At 62.7% G+C, this 15,513-nt stretch carries 14 protein-coding genes; 9 read left to right on the top strand and 5 right to left on the bottom strand.

Annotation, left to right across the window (positions count from 1 at the left end; translation table 11 throughout):
- Positions 1-80: 80 nt before the first annotated feature.
- The 3 genes from AB4N85_RS25185 to AB4N85_RS25175 all read left to right on the top strand — a co-directional run bounded on the left by AB4N85_RS25185 (position 81) and on the right by AB4N85_RS25175 (position 1,746).
- Positions 81-374 (top strand): putative quinol monooxygenase, encoded by a 294-nt coding sequence (locus tag AB4N85_RS25185; protein ID WP_125917567.1) that lies wholly within the window; start codon positions 81-83, stop codon positions 372-374.
- Positions 375-406: 32 nt separating this feature from the next.
- A complete protein-coding gene (locus AB4N85_RS25180) occupies positions 407-1,420 on the top strand; it encodes a zinc-binding alcohol dehydrogenase family protein (protein ID WP_460066319.1) in 1,014 nt (337 codons plus the stop codon).
- Positions 1,421-1,572: 152 nt separating this feature from the next.
- Complete coding sequence (locus AB4N85_RS25175) at positions 1,573-1,746, top strand: hypothetical protein (RefSeq protein ID WP_016771823.1); 174 nt, start codon at positions 1,573-1,575, stop codon at positions 1,744-1,746.
- 17 nt (positions 1,747-1,763) lie between these two features.
- Here the strand turns inward: AB4N85_RS25175 and AB4N85_RS25170 are convergent, their stop codons facing one another.
- On the bottom strand, positions 1,764-2,960 hold the full coding sequence (locus tag AB4N85_RS25170; RefSeq protein WP_024011460.1) for a multidrug effflux MFS transporter: 1,197 nt from the start codon (positions 2,958-2,960) through the stop codon (positions 1,764-1,766).
- An 87-nt stretch (positions 2,961-3,047) separates the two neighbouring features.
- On the bottom strand, positions 3,048-3,245 hold the full coding sequence (locus tag AB4N85_RS25165; protein ID WP_150638131.1) for a cation transporter: 198 nt from the start codon (positions 3,243-3,245) through the stop codon (positions 3,048-3,050).
- A 148-nt stretch (positions 3,246-3,393) separates the two neighbouring features.
- Between AB4N85_RS25165 and AB4N85_RS25160 the strand changes: the two genes are divergently transcribed.
- The 3 genes from AB4N85_RS25160 (at position 3,394) to cueR (ending at position 6,756) form a co-directional block, all read left to right on the top strand.
- Positions 3,394-3,777 carry a hypothetical protein gene (locus AB4N85_RS25160; RefSeq protein ID WP_024011458.1) on the top strand — a complete coding sequence of 128 codons (384 nt, stop codon included), beginning with the start codon at positions 3,394-3,396 and terminating at the stop codon, positions 3,775-3,777.
- Between the two features lie 175 nt (positions 3,778-3,952).
- Positions 3,953-6,346 carry a copper resistance metal-translocating P1-type ATPase CueA gene (gene cueA, locus AB4N85_RS25155; RefSeq protein WP_460066314.1) on the top strand — a complete coding sequence of 798 codons (2,394 nt, stop codon included), beginning with the start codon at positions 3,953-3,955 and terminating at the stop codon, positions 6,344-6,346.
- Positions 6,343-6,756, top strand: a complete 414-nt coding sequence (cueR, locus tag AB4N85_RS25150; RefSeq protein ID WP_016771827.1) for a Cu(I)-responsive transcriptional regulator — start codon at positions 6,343-6,345, stop codon at positions 6,754-6,756. Before cueA ends, cueR begins: the two co-directional genes overlap by 4 nt.
- Here cueR and AB4N85_RS25145 read toward each other — a convergent pair.
- The 3 genes from AB4N85_RS25145 to AB4N85_RS25135 all read right to left on the bottom strand — a co-directional run bounded on the left by AB4N85_RS25145 (position 6,710) and on the right by AB4N85_RS25135 (position 11,081).
- Entirely contained in the window at positions 6,710-7,918 is a 1,209-nt protein-coding gene (locus AB4N85_RS25145; RefSeq protein WP_460066311.1) for an MFS transporter, read from the bottom strand. The two genes, cueR and AB4N85_RS25145, sit on opposite strands and share 47 nt — an antisense overlap.
- A 558-nt stretch (positions 7,919-8,476) precedes the next feature.
- Complete coding sequence (locus tag AB4N85_RS25140) at positions 8,477-9,373, bottom strand: PA4780 family RIO1-like protein kinase (protein ID WP_016771829.1); 897 nt, start codon at positions 9,371-9,373, stop codon at positions 8,477-8,479.
- Positions 9,374-9,803: 430 nt separating this feature from the next.
- Positions 9,804-11,081 carry an acetyl-CoA C-acetyltransferase gene (locus tag AB4N85_RS25135; RefSeq protein ID WP_460066307.1) on the bottom strand — a complete coding sequence of 426 codons (1,278 nt, stop codon included), beginning with the start codon at positions 11,079-11,081 and terminating at the stop codon, positions 9,804-9,806.
- A 237-nt stretch (positions 11,082-11,318) separates the two neighbouring features.
- On the opposite strand from AB4N85_RS25135, the gene AB4N85_RS25130 reads away from it, so the two are divergent.
- The 3 genes from AB4N85_RS25130 (at position 11,319) to AB4N85_RS25120 (ending at position 15,394) form a co-directional block, all read left to right on the top strand.
- Positions 11,319-12,671 (top strand): 3-oxoacyl-ACP reductase, encoded by a 1,353-nt coding sequence (locus AB4N85_RS25130; RefSeq protein ID WP_252887270.1) that lies wholly within the window; start codon positions 11,319-11,321, stop codon positions 12,669-12,671.
- A gap of 2 nt (positions 12,672-12,673) precedes the next feature.
- A complete protein-coding gene (locus AB4N85_RS25125) occupies positions 12,674-13,528 on the top strand; it encodes a MaoC family dehydratase (RefSeq protein ID WP_095180890.1) in 855 nt (284 codons plus the stop codon).
- Between the two features lie 303 nt (positions 13,529-13,831).
- A complete protein-coding gene (locus tag AB4N85_RS25120) occupies positions 13,832-15,394 on the top strand; it encodes a collagen-like triple helix repeat-containing protein (protein ID WP_460066303.1) in 1,563 nt (520 codons plus the stop codon).
- Positions 15,395-15,513: the final 119 nt, after the last annotated feature.

Genomic DNA, 15,513 nt, shown 5'->3' with positions numbered 1-15,513 from the left:
CTCTTTTAGCCGGTTTTATCGCGCAGAGAAATAGCCAATGATGGCCTCCATCGAATTCATCCCGATTCTGGAGTCCGCACATGTCCCAGCCCTTTACCGCTATCGCCACCCTGACCGCCAAACCCGGTCAGCAGGACGTTCTCGAACAGGCGCTGCGCGCCCTCGTCGAACCGAGCCGCGCCGAGCCCGGTTGTGGCCAGTACGACCTGCACCGCGACCTTGCCGATCCGCAGGTTTTTTATGTCATCGAACAGTGGGCCAGTGACGAGATTCTTGAGGCGCACAACGCCAGCGCGCATTTTCAGAAGTTTCAGGCCAGCGCCGGCCACACCATCGAACACTTCCAGCTCAAACGCCTCGGCAAGATTGCCTGAATCCTTCTTCTATCAACTGTACGGAGCCATTTATGAAAGCCATTGCCTATTACGCTTCCCTGCCGATCAGCGACGCCAAGTCCCTGCAGGACATTGAACTGCCAGAGCCGGTCGCCGGCCCGCGCGACCTCTTGGTGGAGGTCAAAGCCATTTCGGTCAACCCGGTCGACACCAAAGTGCGGCAGAACATGGCACCGGAAAACGGCGCGGCGAAAGTGCTGGGCTGGGACGTTGCCGGTGTGGTCAAGGCGGTCGGCAGCGAAGTCACCCTGTTCAAGGCGGGCGAAAAGGTGTTCTACGCCGGTTCGATCGCCCGGGCCGGTGGCAACAGCGAGTTGCACGTGGTCGATGAGCGCATCGTCGGCCACATGCCCAAGTCCCTCGGTTTTGCCGAAGCCGCCGCGCTGCCGCTGACCGCGATCACTGCGTGGGAATTGCTCTTCGAGCGCCTGCAAATCAGCGAAGGCAGCAATGATGAGGGTCAGAGCCTGCTGATCGTTGGCGCGGCGGGCGGAGTGGGCTCGATCCTTACCCAATTGGCCAAGCAGTTGACCGGCCTGAAAGTGATCGGCACCGCTTCCCGCCCACAGACCCGTGACTGGGTCAGCGAACTCGGTGCCGATCTGGTCATCGATCACAGCCAGCCACTGAGCGAAGAATTGAAGCGCGCCGGCATCGACAGCGTGACCCACGTCGCCAGCCTGACCCAGACCGATCAGCATCTGCCGCAACTGGTCGAAGCCCTCGCGCCGCAAGGCAAGCTGGCGCTGATCGACGATCCGAAGTCCCTCGACATCAGCCTGCTCAAGCGCAAGAGCCTGTCGCTGCACTGGGAGTTCATGTACACCCGCTCGCTGTTCGAAACGCCGGACATGATCGAACAGCACAAGCTGCTCAACCGCGTCGCCGAACTGATCGACGCCGGCACTTTGAAGACAACTTTGGGCGAGCACTTCGGTGTGATCAACGCAGCCAACCTGCGACGCGCCCATGAGCTGCTGGAAAGCGGCAAGGCCAAGGGGAAAATTGTTTTAGAAGGTTTCTAAAAAAACAAAGCCCCGCAACCGCTCGTGATGCCAGAGCGGTTGCGGGGCTTTTTGCCGTCAGTCGGTTGCTTGACCCTTGTCACAATTACGCGGGTATCGAGGTCTACAATCGAAGCCTCTGCGATACATCTTTTACGCAAGGGAGGTCAGCAATGAAGATCCTGATAAAAGAAGTGGCAAAGTCCCAATGGCAGGTGCGCCTGGACCAGCACGTCGTGACCTTTCGCAGTGAAGCCGAGGCTCTGGCCTTCACTCGCACCCTCGAAGCGCGACTCTGCGCGCCCCACCGAATCCCCGAACCCAGCCAGCAGCGCGCCGCCGGCTGAGCTTTCCAGGCAGAGCGTCAAACCTGGGCTTGCGCCAACGCCCGGGCATTCTGCAAGCGCCGGGTGAGCAGCGCGACGCTCACCACCAGCAAACCGCACAGGCTGATGACCATCGCCATCGGCACGGCGCTGCCATCGTGCAACACCCCCACCAACGCGGCGGCACCGGCGGCGATGCTGAATTGCAGGCAACCGAGCATTGCCGATGCACTGCCGGCACGGGCGCCCTGACCGTTCATTGCGCAAGCTGAGGCGTTGGGAATGATGCAGCCGAGGCTGGCAATGCAGATGAACAGCGGAATCAGCAACGGCCACAACGCCTCTGGACGCATCGCGCTGACCGCCAACAGCGTCAGCCCGGCGAGGAAATACACCCACACCGCGCGCACCAGCAAGAACGCCGGGCCACGCTTGGCCAGCAGACGCGCATTGACCTGCGCCACCAGAATGAACCCCGCCGCGTTGGTGCCGAACAGCCAGCCAAAATGCTCGGCGGGTACACCGTAGAGCTTGATGAACACAAACGGTGAGCCAGCGATGTAGGCGAACATGCCGGCGATCGCGATGCCGCCGGTCAGGGCGTGGCCGAGGTAGACCGAATCCTTGACCAGTCGCGCGTACTGGCGCAACGCACCGGACAACGGCTGGCGCGGCACATGGGCCGGCATGCTTTCCGGCAGCCCCAACGCCACCGCCAGACCCGCCGCCGCACTGAACCCGGTGAGCACCAGAAAGATCGACTGCCAACCCGTGGTATTGACCAGCAGCCCACCGAGCATCGGCGCCAGAATCGGCGCCAGCCCCATCACCAGCATCAACTGGGAAAACACCTTCGCCGAGCCCACCGCGTCGCACTTGTCGGCAACCACCGCGCGGGAAATCACCATGCCCGCACAACCACCGAGTGCCTGGACGAAACGCGCGCCGATCAGCCATTCCAGGCTCGGCGCGTAGGCGCAGGCCAATGACGCCAGGGTGAACAGAGCAACGCCGCTGAGCAGCGGAAGTCGCCGGCCGAAACGATCGGAAATCGGCCCGTAAGCCAGTTGGCCCAGAGACAGACCAAGGAAGTACGCCGCCAGCGTCAGCTGGACATGCTGCTCATCGGTGCCGAAGGCCAGCGCCATGGCCGGGAAGGCAGGTAAATAGAAGTCGATCGCCAAAGGACCGAAGGCGCTCAAGGCGCCGAGTATCAAAATCGTGCGGAAATTCATCAGGCATCCAGGTGGGCAAGTCGCAGCCCGACAGTCTAGCCGCGCCCGGACGCCTTGAACATTCCGATAGCTCGCTAACGATCAATTTCAGACGAGCTTCACCTCATAACCCTCTTCGCGAATCGCTGCGATGACCTGATCGGCACTCAGCGCGCTCTCGACGCCGACTTCCCTGGCCGCCAGATCGACGCGCACGCTGGCTGCCGGATCCAGCGCCTGCACCGCAGTGGTGATGGCTTTGACGCAATGACCGCAGGACATGCCTTGAACGTTGAACACTTGCATGGGAAGACTCCTTTGAGTGAGTTTGCCGGCAGTCTCGAGCTTGCCACGATGGCAAGGTCAAGTTCTGCGAAAAACTGCCGGGCTGGCAATCGGCGCTGCGCTCGGCCAAGCTGCGTGTATCAATGACTGAAATTCAGGAGATTCAGCCATGCGCTGGTCAGCTTTGGGCCTGTTTGGCTTGCTCAGCCTTTTCGCCGCCGTCCCGCAGGTGCAAGCCGCCGGCGAGGATTACGCGGTACTGATCATTTCCCGCGAGCGCCTCGAAGTGGCGACCTCGTGCGAGATCGGCGTGTACATCCAGGACCAGCTCTCGGCGCGCCTGTTCCAGGAGCAGAGCACGTCGTTCAACCTGCCGCCGGGCAAGGTTTCGCTGCGCTTGAAACTGCTGCCGGGCCAGGCACCGGGTTGCAACCCCGGGATGCTCGCACCGGGCTCGCAGGAAGTCGTGCTGCACGCCGGGGATGTGCTGAAGTTCCGCCTGGCGATGAATGCCGAAGGCGTGTACCTGAAACCTGCAGGCCTGGGTTATTGAGCAACCGCCTCGACCTGTGGGAGCGAGCCTGCTCGCGAAAGCGCCGGGTCAGCCAACATGATTGCTGAATGATGCACCGCATTCGCGAGCAGGCTCGCTCCCACAAGAATGGTGCTTGACCTTGCCCGCATGGCAAGGTTGATCCTGTAGACATCCACTACAGGGAGCGCGACCGATGTCCGAATCCACCACTTTCGATCTGCCGATTGCCGGCATGACCTGTGCCAGTTGCGCCGGGCGTGTCGAGCGGGCGCTGCGCAAGGTCAGCGGCGCCAGTGCCGTCAGTGTCAACCTCGCCACCGAACAGGCCCGGGTGCAGGCGCCCGGCGACAGCCTGCCGGCGCTGATGCAAGCCGTGGAGCGCGCCGGTTACAGCGTGCCCCGGCAAACCGTCGAATTGAGCATCGACGGCATGACCTGCGCGTCCTGCGTCGGTCGCGTCGAACGCGCCCTGAGCAAAGTCCCAAGCGTGAGCAGCGTCAGCGTCAATCTGGCCAATGAACGTGCGCACCTCGAATTGCTCGGCCAGGTCGATACGCAAACCCTGCTCGACGCGGTGAGCAAGGCCGGTTACTCGGCCAGCGTCTGGCAAGCTGAACGGCCACAGTCCGATGACCAGCAAAAACGCCTGCATCGCGAGCGCTGGGCATTGATCTGCGCGATCGCCCTCGCTCTGCCGCTGGTGCTGCCGATGTTGCTGCAGCCGTTCGGCATTCATTGGATGCTCCCGGCCTGGGCGCAATTCGCCCTCGCCACACCGGTGCAATTCATCTTCGGCGCACGCTTTTATGTTGCGGCGTGGAAAGCCGTGCGCGCCGGTGCCGGCAACATGGACCTGCTCGTCGCCCTCGGCACCAGCGCCGGTTATGGCCTGAGTGTCTATGAATGGGCCAGCGCCGCCGGACGCATGCCGCATCTGTATTTCGAGGCCTCGGCGGTGGTCATCGCTTTGGTGTTGCTCGGCAAATATCTCGAAAGCCGCGCCAAACGTCAGACCGCCAGCGCCATCCGCGCTCTTGAAGCGTTGCGGCCGGAGCGCGCGATTCAAGTCATCGACGGGCGTGAGCAGGACGTTGCGATCAGCGCCCTGCGCCTCGACGATCTGGTGCTGGTCAAACCCGGCGAACGCTTCGCGGTGGATGGCGAAGTCGTCGAAGGCCAGAGCCACGCCGACGAAGCGCTGATCAGTGGCGAAAGCCTGCCAGTGCCGAAACAGCCGGGCGACAAGGTCACCGGCGGCGCGATCAACGGCGAAGGTCGTTTGCTGGTGCGCACCCAGGCGCTCGGCGCGGAAACCGTGCTGGCGCGGATCATTCGTTTGGTCGAGGACGCGCAAGCGGCGAAAGCGCCGATCCAGAAACTGGTGGACAAGGTCAGCCAGATCTTCGTGCCGACCGTATTGCTGATCGCCCTGGCCACGCTGATCGGCTGGTGGCTGTACGGCGCACCGCTGGAAACTGCGCTGATCAATGCCGTCGCCGTGCTGGTGATTGCCTGCCCGTGCGCCCTCGGCCTTGCCACCCCGACGGCGATCATGGCCGGCACCGGCGTCGCCGCACGCCACGGCATTCTGATCAAGGACGCCGAAGCGCTGGAGCGCGCCCATGAAGTCAGCAGGGTGGTGTTCGACAAGACCGGCACGCTGACCTCGGGTACGCCGCGTATCGCGCACTTCAGCGCGGTCGATGGTGACGAAAACAATCTGCTGACACTGGCCGGTGCCTTGCAGCGCGGCAGCGAGCATCCGTTGGCCAAAGCCGTGCTGGATGCAGCCGCCGAACGCGGCTTGAACGTGCCCGATGTCAGCGACAGCCAGGCGCTGACCGGGCGCGGCATTGCCGGCACGCTGGATGGCCGGCGCCTGGCGCTGGGCAACCGGCGGATGCTCGACGAAAGCGCCTTGAATGCCGGTGAATTGAGCACATCCGCCGAAGCGTGGGAACGCGAAGGTCGGACACTGTCGTGGCTGATCGAACAAAGTCCTGAGCCGAAGGTACTGGGTCTGTTCGCCTTCGGTGACACGCTGAAACCCGGCGCACTGCAAGCGGTGCAACAACTCGCCGCGCGGGGTATCCAGAGCCACCTGCTGACCGGCGACAATCGCGGCAGCGCACGGGTGGTGGCCGAGGCTCTGGGCATCCAAAATGTCCACGCCGAAGTGCTGCCGGCCGACAAAGCCGCGACGGTGGCCGATCTGAAGAAAACCGGCGTGGTTGCCATGGTCGGCGACGGTATCAACGATGCCCCGGCCCTCGCCGCCGCCGACATCGGCATCGCCATGGGCGGCGGCACCGACGTTGCCATGCACGCGGCCGGCATCACGTTGATGCGCGGCGATCCGCGACTGGTGCCGGCAGCGCTGGAGATCAGTCGCAAGACCTATGCGAAGATTCGCCAGAACCTGTTCTGGGCCTTTGTCTACAACCTGATCGGCATTCCGCTGGCGGTGTTCGGCTTCCTCAATCCGGTGCTGGCCGGTGCGGCGATGGCGCTGTCGAGCGTCAGCGTGGTGAGCAATGCGCTACTGTTGAAAACCTGGAAACCCAAGGACCTGGAGGAACACCGATGAACATCGGCCAAGCGGCCCGACAAAGTGGCCTGAGTGCAAAAATGATCCGCTATTACGAATCGATCGGCCTGCTCAAAGCGGCCAATCGCACCGACAGCGGTTACCGCGTGTACGGCAGCGATGACCTGCACACGCTGGCGTTCATCAAGCGCTCGCGGGATCTGGGCTTTTCCCTGGAAGAGGTCGGCAAGCTGCTGACCCTGTGGCAGGATCGCCAGCGTGCCAGCGCCGATGTGAAAGCACTGGCGCGCCAGCACATCGACGAGCTGAATCAGAAGATCCGCGAGCTCGGCGAGTTGCGTGACACCCTGCAGGATCTGGTCGAGCATTGCAGCGGCGACCATCGCCCGGACTGCCCGATCCTCAAGGAGCTGGCGTCGGGCTGCTGCGCGCAACCCGCTCGCGCCTGATCCGCAACAGCGTCACCACGCACAGGGTGCCGAGGGGAATGCCGTGGAACAGCATGACCACGGCCCCCGGCGTCCACCACGCATAGAACGGCGCAGCGACCAACATGCCGATGCCGAAACCGCTCATCTGCAGCAAGGTCAGCACGCTGAAAATCGGCAGGCGCAACGCCGCAGGTTCCCGTTGTAGCCGTGACATCAGGCTGACTTCGGAAACCCCGTCGCCAAGCCCCGCCGGCAAGGCGAACACCAGCAGACCGTAGAGGCTGTGCTGCTGGAACATCAGAATGAAACCGCAGGACATCAGCGCCACGCCGCAGAAAAATCTTCTTTCGAGGTGGCTGTTCTCCGAGCCCTTGAGGTGACTGGCGATGCGTGCGCCGAGCAGTTTGCCGCTGGCCCATACCGCAAGCGCCAGGCCCAAGGTCGTACTCGCCGCCTCCGGCGTGAGCAGTTTCGAAATGATCGGGAAGCCGACGTTGTGCGCGGCGCTGCCCAAGGTATCAGCCATAGTCACCGCGAGCATGGCCGCGACCACAGGCGCCGAACGCAGGCCCTGCCGTAGCGCAAACCATTCACCGCGCTCCGGCTGTTCGATGACATCGTTTTTTTCGAAACGCAGCGGCACGATCAGCAGAGCCGCGAGCACATAGGTCAGCGCGTTTAGGGCGAAGACCGTTTCGAAACCAAAAGCAGCCACCAGCAACCCCGACACCAGACTGCCGCCGACCATGGCGGCTGAAGAGGCTGAAGTGATCCAGGCGTTGGCCTTGAGCAACTGCGCTGGCGCGATCAAACGCGGCAACTGGCTGTTGAGGCCGATGGCGAACATCGAATTGCCCAGGCCGAGGCCGAAGGCAATCAACGGTAACAGCCACGCCTGCTGACTCGCCGGAGTGATCAACAGCAGCCCCAGCAGCGCCGCACGCAACAGATCGAACGCAATCAGCGGCGCGCGGCCCTGCCAGCGTCGGTAGAAGCGTGTGCCAATCAGACTGGCGAAGATTCCGCCACCGACGCGGCTGGCAAGGAAAACGCCGACGCTCATGGCGCTGTTGCTTAACAGGTAAACGTAGGTGGCGAGCGCGACCATGTTGAGGAAGGCGCCGAAATCGGAGATCAGCCGGGCGGTTACGATCAGGTGGGTGTTGCGTGGGGTGGTCACATTCAGTCCTTGAGTGTGGTTGGAGCGCTGGACAGTAGACGCGAATAAGCCAGGATCCGAAAGCCCCCTCACCCTAGCCCTCTCCCAAAGGGAGAGGGGACCGATTGGGGGATATTTGGGAGATACACCGACCTGAACGTTTTTCTTTGAATCCACAATCGACTCGGTTTTTTCAGGTCGATGTATGGCTAAAGACACCTCGGTCGGCCCCCTCTCCCTCCGGGAGAGGGACCGATTGGGGGATATTTGGGAAATACACCGACCTGAACGTTTTTCTTTGAATCCATAATCGACTCGGTTTTTTCAGGTCGATGTATGGCTAAAGACACCTCGGTCGGCCCCCTCTCCCTCCGGGAGAGGGACCGATTGGGGGATATTTGGGAAATACACCGACCTGAACGTTTTCCGTTGAATCCATGATCGACTCGGTTTTTTCAGGTCGATGTATGGCTCAAGACACCTCGGTCGGCCCCCTCTCCCTCCGGGAGAGGGCTGGGGTGAGGGTGCTTTTTGACTCAAACAAAAAACCCGGCCGAAGCCGGGTTTTTCATCACGCGATCACTGCATCCACGGCGGTGGAGGCGGTTCTTCGGGTTTGCCTTTCGGCGCGTCGTCCGCCGCGCGAATGGCCTGCTTGCGTTCCTCGTCGAGGCGCGCCGCTTCGATTTCGCGCAACACCCCGCCGACATCGGCCAGGTCCTCCGGATCGTCGAACTCACCGGTCAGCACACTGTTCGGGTGCAAGGTGCCGGCTTCGTACAACGCCCACATTTCCTTGGCATATTTGGTCTTCTTCAATTCCGGCGCGAAGCGACCGAAGTACGAAGCCATGTTGCCAACGTCACGCTCGAGCATGCTGAACGCGTGGTTGTTGCCCGCAGCGTCGACTGCCTGGGGCAAATCGATGATGACCGGGCCGGTAGGTGTCAGCAGCACGTTGAACTCGGAGAGGTCACCGTGCACCAGACCGGTACACAACATCAGCACGATCTGCGAAATCAGGAACGCGTGATACTCGCGCGCCTGATCCGGCTCCAGCACCACATCGTTCAGACGCGGCGCAGCGTCGCCGAATTCGTCAGCCACCAGTTCCATCAACAGCACGCCGTCGAGGAAGTCATAGGGTTTGGGCACTCGCACGCCGGCGCCGGCCAGACGGAACAGCGCCGCCACTTCGGCGTTCTGCCAGGCGTCTTCGGTCTCTTTGCGACCGAACTTGGACCCCTTCGCCATGGCCCGCGCCTGACGACTGTTACGAACCTTGCGGCCTTCCTGATACTCGGCCGCCTGGCGGAAACTGCGTTTATTCGCCTCCTTGTAGACCTTGGCGCAACGTAACTGATTGCCGCAGCGCACTACATAAACAGCTGCCTCTTTGCCACTCATCAGTGGGCGCAGCACTTCGTCGACCAGACCGTCCTCGATCAGGGGTTCAATGCGTTTTGGAGTCTTCATCAGCTTTTATTGTGGGTCCTTTATTACCAAACACGCGAATGTCACTCGTTATACGGCAATCCTCGCCCGACGGGGAGGGGTTGCCGACCTGTGAACCTTGAGGATGCACACACTGTGCCGGATCAATCGCAGCGACCCGGGCGAATCATAGCCGAGACCGTGGCATTGATTGGTATCGGTCGGCAAGGGTATTTGCGACAGAATCTGACATGGTCGGCGAACTTCAGTTGCCCTTACCCCAGCCCTCTCCCAGAGGGAGAGGGGGCCGACCGAGGTGTCTCCCGTAATACATCGACCTGACAGACCGCAGCGCTTATGGTTTGAATCGCATCTCTGGATTCGGTGAAGGGCGCTCAGGTCGGCGTCGATTTCTAGCATCCCCCAATCAGTCCCCTCTCCCTTTGGGAGAGGGTTAGGGTGAAGGGCTTTTTCAGCGTTCAATGATCGCGGTGACACCCTGCCCGCCCGCCGCACAGATCGAAATCAACCCTCGCCCCTTGCCCGCCGCATCCAGCAGCTTGGCCAAATTCGCGACAATGCGCCCGCCCGTTGCGGCGAACGGATGCCCCGCCGCCAGCGAACTGCCTTTTACATTGAGCCGACTGCGATCAATCGAACCCAGCGGTGCGTCGAGCCCCAGGCGGGTTTGGCAATATTCGGGATCTTCCCAGGCCTTGAGCGTGCACAAGACCTGCGCGGCGAAGGCTTCGTGAATTTCGTAGTAATCAAAATCCTGCAACGTCAGCCCATTGCGTGCCAGCAAGCGTGGCACGGCGTACACCGGCGCCATCAGCAGGCCCTCGGCACCGTTGACGAAATCCACTGCCGCCGCTTCGCCGTCGCGCAGATAAGCGAGGATCGGCAGACCCCGCTCTCTGGCCCATTCTTCACTGCCGAGCAACACCACCGAAGCGCCATCGGTGAGCGGCGTGGAATTGCCCGCCGTCAGCGTGCCCTTGGCGCTTTTCTCGAAGGCCGGTTTCAGCGTGGCGAGTTTTTCCAGGGTCAGGTCCGGGCGCAGATTGTTGTCGCGGGTCAGGCCGAGGAACGGCGTCATCAGATCGTTGTGCCAGCCTTCGCTGTAGGAAGCGGCGAGTTCGTGGTGGCTTTCGAGGGCCAGTTGATCCTGTTCTTCGCGGGGAATATTCCAGGTCTGCGCCATCAGTTCGCAGTGCTCGCCCATCGACAGGCCAGTGCGTGGCTCGCCGTTGCGCGGGAATTCGGGGATCAGGTGCTGGGGGCGCAACTGCAAAAGGGTTTTCAGTTTGTCGCCGGTACTCTTGGCGCGGTTGGCCTGCAGAAGAATCCTGCGCAGGCCTTCGCTGACGCTGATCGGCGCATCGGAAGTAGTGTCAACGCCGCCGGCAATGCCGCAGGCGATCTGGCCGAGGGCGATCTTGTTCGCCACCAGCAACGCCGCCTCCAGACCGGTGCCGCAGGCTTGCTGGATGTCATAGGCCGGTGTCGTCGGAGACAGGCGTGAGCCGAGCACGCATTCGCGGGTCAGGTTCATATCCCGTGACAATTTAAGCACCGCGCCTGCCACCACCTCGCCAATGCGCTGGCCGTGCAGGTTGTAGCGTTCGATCAGGCCTTCCAGCGCGGCGGTGAGCATGGCCTGATTGCTGGCCGTGGCGTACGGCCCGTTGGAGCGGGCGAAAGGGATGCGGTTACCGCCGATGATCGCGACGCGGCGCAGCTGGGTCATGGATAACTCCTGTGGAATTTGCGGATTCACATGGAAACCTGTGGGAGCTGGCTTGCCAGCGATGGGGGCGGCACTCCCAACCCTTCAGCGGCTGACACTCCGCTATCGCGGGCAAGCCCGCTCCCACAGGGTCAGTGGTCTACTCTGCTAAACCAGCGTAGGCCTTATTGCGCCGATCGAACGATTGATTGCCATAGGCAGTCCACACTTTGAACCCCAACTTCTGGAGAGCGTTCCATGTCTGACCGCTATATCGACTTCGCCAACTCATCCTTCGGCCATCGTCTGGTCGGGGCCTTGGGCCTGCCGTCGCCGGTGCGGCTGGAACGCTGGCAGGCGGGGCGTCTGCGGCCGATCGAGGGCGCCCTGTTGATCGGTGGCGGGCCGCTGGCCGAACGGATCAGCGTGTTTGCCAATCGCTTGACCGATGCAATCTACAGCTACGGCACCGAGCCCTCGCTGGCCACTGCATGGATCCCCGGCCACGGGCCGAAACTCAAAGCGGTGGTGTTCGACGCCAGCGGTCTGCAACACACCGACCAGCTCAAGCAGTTGCGCGAGTTCTTCCAGCCATTGATGAAGAACCTCGACCATAGCGCGCACCTGGTGATTCTCGGCCGTGCTCCGGAAAGCCTGGGTGATCCGTTCGCCTCCAGTGCGCAGCGAGCACTCGAAGGCTTCTCGCGCTCGCTGGCCAAAGAGCTGCGCGGCGGTGGCACCTTGCAGTTGATCTACGTCGGCGAAGGTGCCGAGGATCAATTGGAAGGCCCGCTGCGATTTTTCCTCTCGCCGAAAAGCGCATTCGTTTCCGGCCAGGTGATTCGCCTGACCGCGTGCGCCACGCCAGTGACCGACTGGACCCGACCGCTGGCCGGGCGCAAGGCGCTGGTCACCGGTGCTGCGCGCGGCATCGGCGCGTCGATTGCCGAAACCCTCGCCCGCGATGGCGCCGAGGTGATTCTGCTCGACGTACCGCCGGCCAAAACCGATCTCGAAGCCCTCGCCGCGCGCCTCGGCGGCCGGGCGATCACCCTCGATATCTGCGCCGATGACGCCGCCGTGCACTTGATCGAACAGCTGCCCGACGGCCTCGACATCCTCGTGCACAACGCTGGCATCACCCGTGACAAAACCCTGGCCAATATGACCCCGGAATTCTGGGACGCGGTGCTGGCCGTCAACCTCAATGCCCCGCAAGTGCTGACCAAGGCGCTGCTCGACAGCGGCACCCTGCGCGACAACGCACGGGTGGTCCTGCTTGCCTCGATCAGCGGCATCGCCGGCAATCGCGGGCAAACCAACTACGCGGCGAGCAAGGCTGGCCTGATCGGTCTGGCCCAGGCCTGGGCGCCGACGCTGCTGGAACGCGGCATCAGCATCAACGCCGTCGCCCCCGGGTTCATCGAAACGCAAATGACTGCGCACATCCCATTCGGCCTGCGCGAAGCCGGGCGGCGCATGAGTTCGCTGGGCCAGGGTGGCTTGCCGCAGGACGTCGCCGAAGCCGTGGCGTGGCTGGCGCAACCGGGCACGGGCGCGTTCACCGGGCAGGCGCTGCGGGTCTGCGGGCAAAGTGTTCTGGGGGCATAAAGATGAGCATCGAATGGCACACGCTGGATCGCGAGCCGAGTCTGCCGGGGCTTTATTCGCGCGCAGCGACGCGACGCAAAATCACCGGTACGCAACTGCCCGACAGCGGCCTGCGCTGCTGGGTCGATATCGACAGCAAACGGCTGACGGCTTATCGCAAGGTCTGCGGTTTCGTCGATGACGGCCTGCTGCCGCCGACCTATCCACACATCCTCGCCTTCGCCTTGCAGATGCAATTGCTCACGGCCAGGGATTTTCCCTTCCCGCTGCTGGGGCTGATTCACCTGAGCAACCGCATCCGCGTGTTGCGGCCAATGGGCGCGATCAGTCGCGCGCAAGTCAGCGTGCGCGTGCACAACCTGCAACCACATGCCAAGGGCGCGACGTTCGATCTGTTGACCACCCTCGACGATCAGCTCGGGCCGCTGTGGGAAGCCGAAAGCCGGATGCTCTGTCGCGGGGTGAAACTCGAGGGCGAGGCGCTGGCACAGGACTGGCAGCCGTCGCAGGATTTGCTTGAGGTGACGCGTTGGACTGCGCCGGCCGATATCGGTCGCCAGTATGCGAAAGTCTCCGGCGACTACAACCCGATTCACCTGAGTGCAGCGAGCGCCAAACTGTTCGGGTTCCCCACCGCGATCGCCCATGGACTGTGGAACAAGGCACGCACACTGGCGGCACTCTCCGATCACCTACCCAAAGCCAACCTGGAAATCGCCGTGCACTTTCGCAAACCGGTGCGCCTGCCCAGTGAAGTGACATTGCTGGCCAGTGCCGCGGGATCCAGCGGTGAGTTGCGTCTGATCGGCGCCGGCGCCCTGGAACATATGGTCGGTCAGTGGCAACCGATCGCCTGATCTGGCGGGGCGGAAAAACCCGTTAATTGTGTATATATCACTTAAGTTTTTCCGCGCCCTGCCCGCTGCTTTGCAAAAAACCGAGCCTTGAATTTCAAGGCTTTTTTTTGCCCGTTTATTACCTGGGTATTAGTCCTTCGGCATAGCGCCGAGCCCTCTATATAAAGGGGTTAATACCAACTTGAGAATGGTGAAAAACCTGCCCTCGACTGAGATTACAGCCACGGACGAGGCATCGCCGACGACAGATCGGCGAGCCATCGAAGGCAACGTAACGTTGTGACAGGTGCAGGAATCTCAATCATGAAAACTCAAGTGATGTGGTCCAAATCGGCAATCGCGCTGGCACTGATTCTTTCGGTCGGCCTCGTCGGCTGCAGCAGCGGCGGTGGCGGTCATCGCAGCAGTTCGGGCAGCTCGACGGCGGACGGCACGGCGGGTACCGATGGCAGCGGTGGCGCGGGCGGCGGAACCGGCGGCGATACTGCCGGCACTGGTGGCACAGGTGGCGGAACCGGTGGTACTGGCGGCACTGGCGGCGGCACCGATCCGACCAATCCAACCAATCCGACAGACCCGACCGATCCCACCAACCCGACCAATCCCGCTGCACCTTCGCTGGTGACCACAACACTTGTTCAGGATGTCGGCAAAACCGTCAGCGGTGTCGGCGATGGCGTCGGCCAGATCGGCGATTCGCTGAGCACTGTTCCGGTCGCTGGCGGCATCGTGCAAAGCCTGGCCAACACCACCGGCAACGTGGTCAGCACCTTGGGCGATGGCGTCACTGATGGCATCGGCAAACTGGCCACTGACCCCAATGGCCTGACCACCACCGTCGCCTCGGTTGGCGGCGTGGTTTCCGATGTTGGCTACGGCGTGTCGGACCTCAGCGTCAAACTCAACACAGCGACCCGCAGCGTTCCTGTCGTTGGCGGTGTAGTCACCCGCGTGGCGCCGCTGGTCGATGGCATCGGCGAAAAAGTCACCATGCTTGGCGACACCCTCAACACCTCAATGACCAGCGGCCCGACCAGCCAGTTGACCGACAAGGTCGGCAGCGGCCTGGTACCGGTGATCGCCATGGTCGAAAGCACCACCGACAAACTCGGCGATGCCACCGGTCTGGGTGATCCGCTCAAAGGGGTGATCTCCAAGGTGGGCGGCACGGTGAACAGCCTTGGCGGCAAAGTCACCGACGCAGGCAGCGGCAATGCCCTGACCAACACCCTCGGCGGCGCCCTGAGCAACACCGGCACGGCGGTCGGCAAAGCGGGTGGTCTGGTGTCCAATGGCACTGGCTCGGGCAGTGGCGGCATCGGTGGCGGGCTGGGCGGCACCGGTCTGCTGCAAACTGTCGGTGGTGCGGTGGTCAACGTCGGCAGCGGTCTGAATGCCGGCAGCACCAGCGGCGTGGTCAGTGCCGGCGGCGTCACCGCCGGCGGGCTGGGCAACACGATTGCTTCGATCAACACCGTACTCGGTGGTTCGGGCACACCGATTACTGCATCCACCTCGCCGCTGGCCAGCGTCGGCGCCGCAGTCGGAGCCGGCCTCAATCCGGTCACCAGCGCGGTGACCACTGTCACTCAACAAGTCGGCGCCGCTACCGGTCTCGGCACTCCGGTCGCTGGTCTTACAAATCAGGTGGGCGCCGCAGTCGGCAATCTCGGCGGAGCGATTGCCGCCACCAACAACCCGGTCACCACTGCTGTCGGCGGTCTGGTTACCAACGTCGGCGGCACCGTGGCAGCGGTCGGTGGTCTGGTCAACAGCGGCACTGCCACTGGCGGCGGCACGGCAACCGGTGGCCTGGGCGGGGTACTCGGCGGCCTGACCGGCGCGCTGGGCGGCAACAAACGCTAAATTGCACCTGGCCGATTCGACGGCCTTACCTACAGCGCCTACGCTTGGTTGAGGGCGGAAGATTCCCACGAGTCTTCCGCCTTTTTTCTAAGGAAAAATCTGCCCTGTGCTGTGTTCTG

The sequence above is a fragment of the Pseudomonas sp. H1_G08 genome, from assembly GCF_054681355.1.
This window is presented reverse-complemented; position numbering and strand designations above follow the sequence as displayed.

Coding starts and splice junctions, on each gene's coding strand:
- AB4N85_RS25185 (WP_125917567.1), top strand. CDS start 81: ATGTCCCAGCCCTTTACCGCTATCGCCACCCTGACCGCCAAACCCGGT.
- AB4N85_RS25180 (WP_460066319.1), top strand. CDS start 407: ATGAAAGCCATTGCCTATTACGCTTCCCTGCCGATCAGCGACGCCAAG.
- AB4N85_RS25175 (WP_016771823.1), top strand. CDS start 1,573: ATGAAGATCCTGATAAAAGAAGTGGCAAAGTCCCAATGGCAGGTGCGC.
- AB4N85_RS25170 (WP_024011460.1), bottom strand. CDS start 2,960: ATGAATTTCCGCACGATTTTGATACTCGGCGCCTTGAGCGCCTTCGGT.
- AB4N85_RS25165 (WP_150638131.1), bottom strand. CDS start 3,245: ATGCAAGTGTTCAACGTTCAAGGCATGTCCTGCGGTCATTGCGTCAAA.
- AB4N85_RS25160 (WP_024011458.1), top strand. CDS start 3,394: ATGCGCTGGTCAGCTTTGGGCCTGTTTGGCTTGCTCAGCCTTTTCGCC.
- cueA (WP_460066314.1), top strand. CDS start 3,953: ATGTCCGAATCCACCACTTTCGATCTGCCGATTGCCGGCATGACCTGT.
- cueR (WP_016771827.1), top strand. CDS start 6,343: ATGAACATCGGCCAAGCGGCCCGACAAAGTGGCCTGAGTGCAAAAATG.
- AB4N85_RS25140 (WP_016771829.1), bottom strand. CDS start 9,373: ATGAAGACTCCAAAACGCATTGAACCCCTGATCGAGGACGGTCTGGTC.
- AB4N85_RS25135 (WP_460066307.1), bottom strand. CDS start 11,081: ATGACCCAGCTGCGCCGCGTCGCGATCATCGGCGGTAACCGCATCCCT.
- AB4N85_RS25130 (WP_252887270.1), top strand. CDS start 11,319: ATGTCTGACCGCTATATCGACTTCGCCAACTCATCCTTCGGCCATCGT.
- AB4N85_RS25125 (WP_095180890.1), top strand. CDS start 12,674: ATGAGCATCGAATGGCACACGCTGGATCGCGAGCCGAGTCTGCCGGGG.
- AB4N85_RS25120 (WP_460066303.1), top strand. CDS start 13,832: ATGAAAACTCAAGTGATGTGGTCCAAATCGGCAATCGCGCTGGCACTG.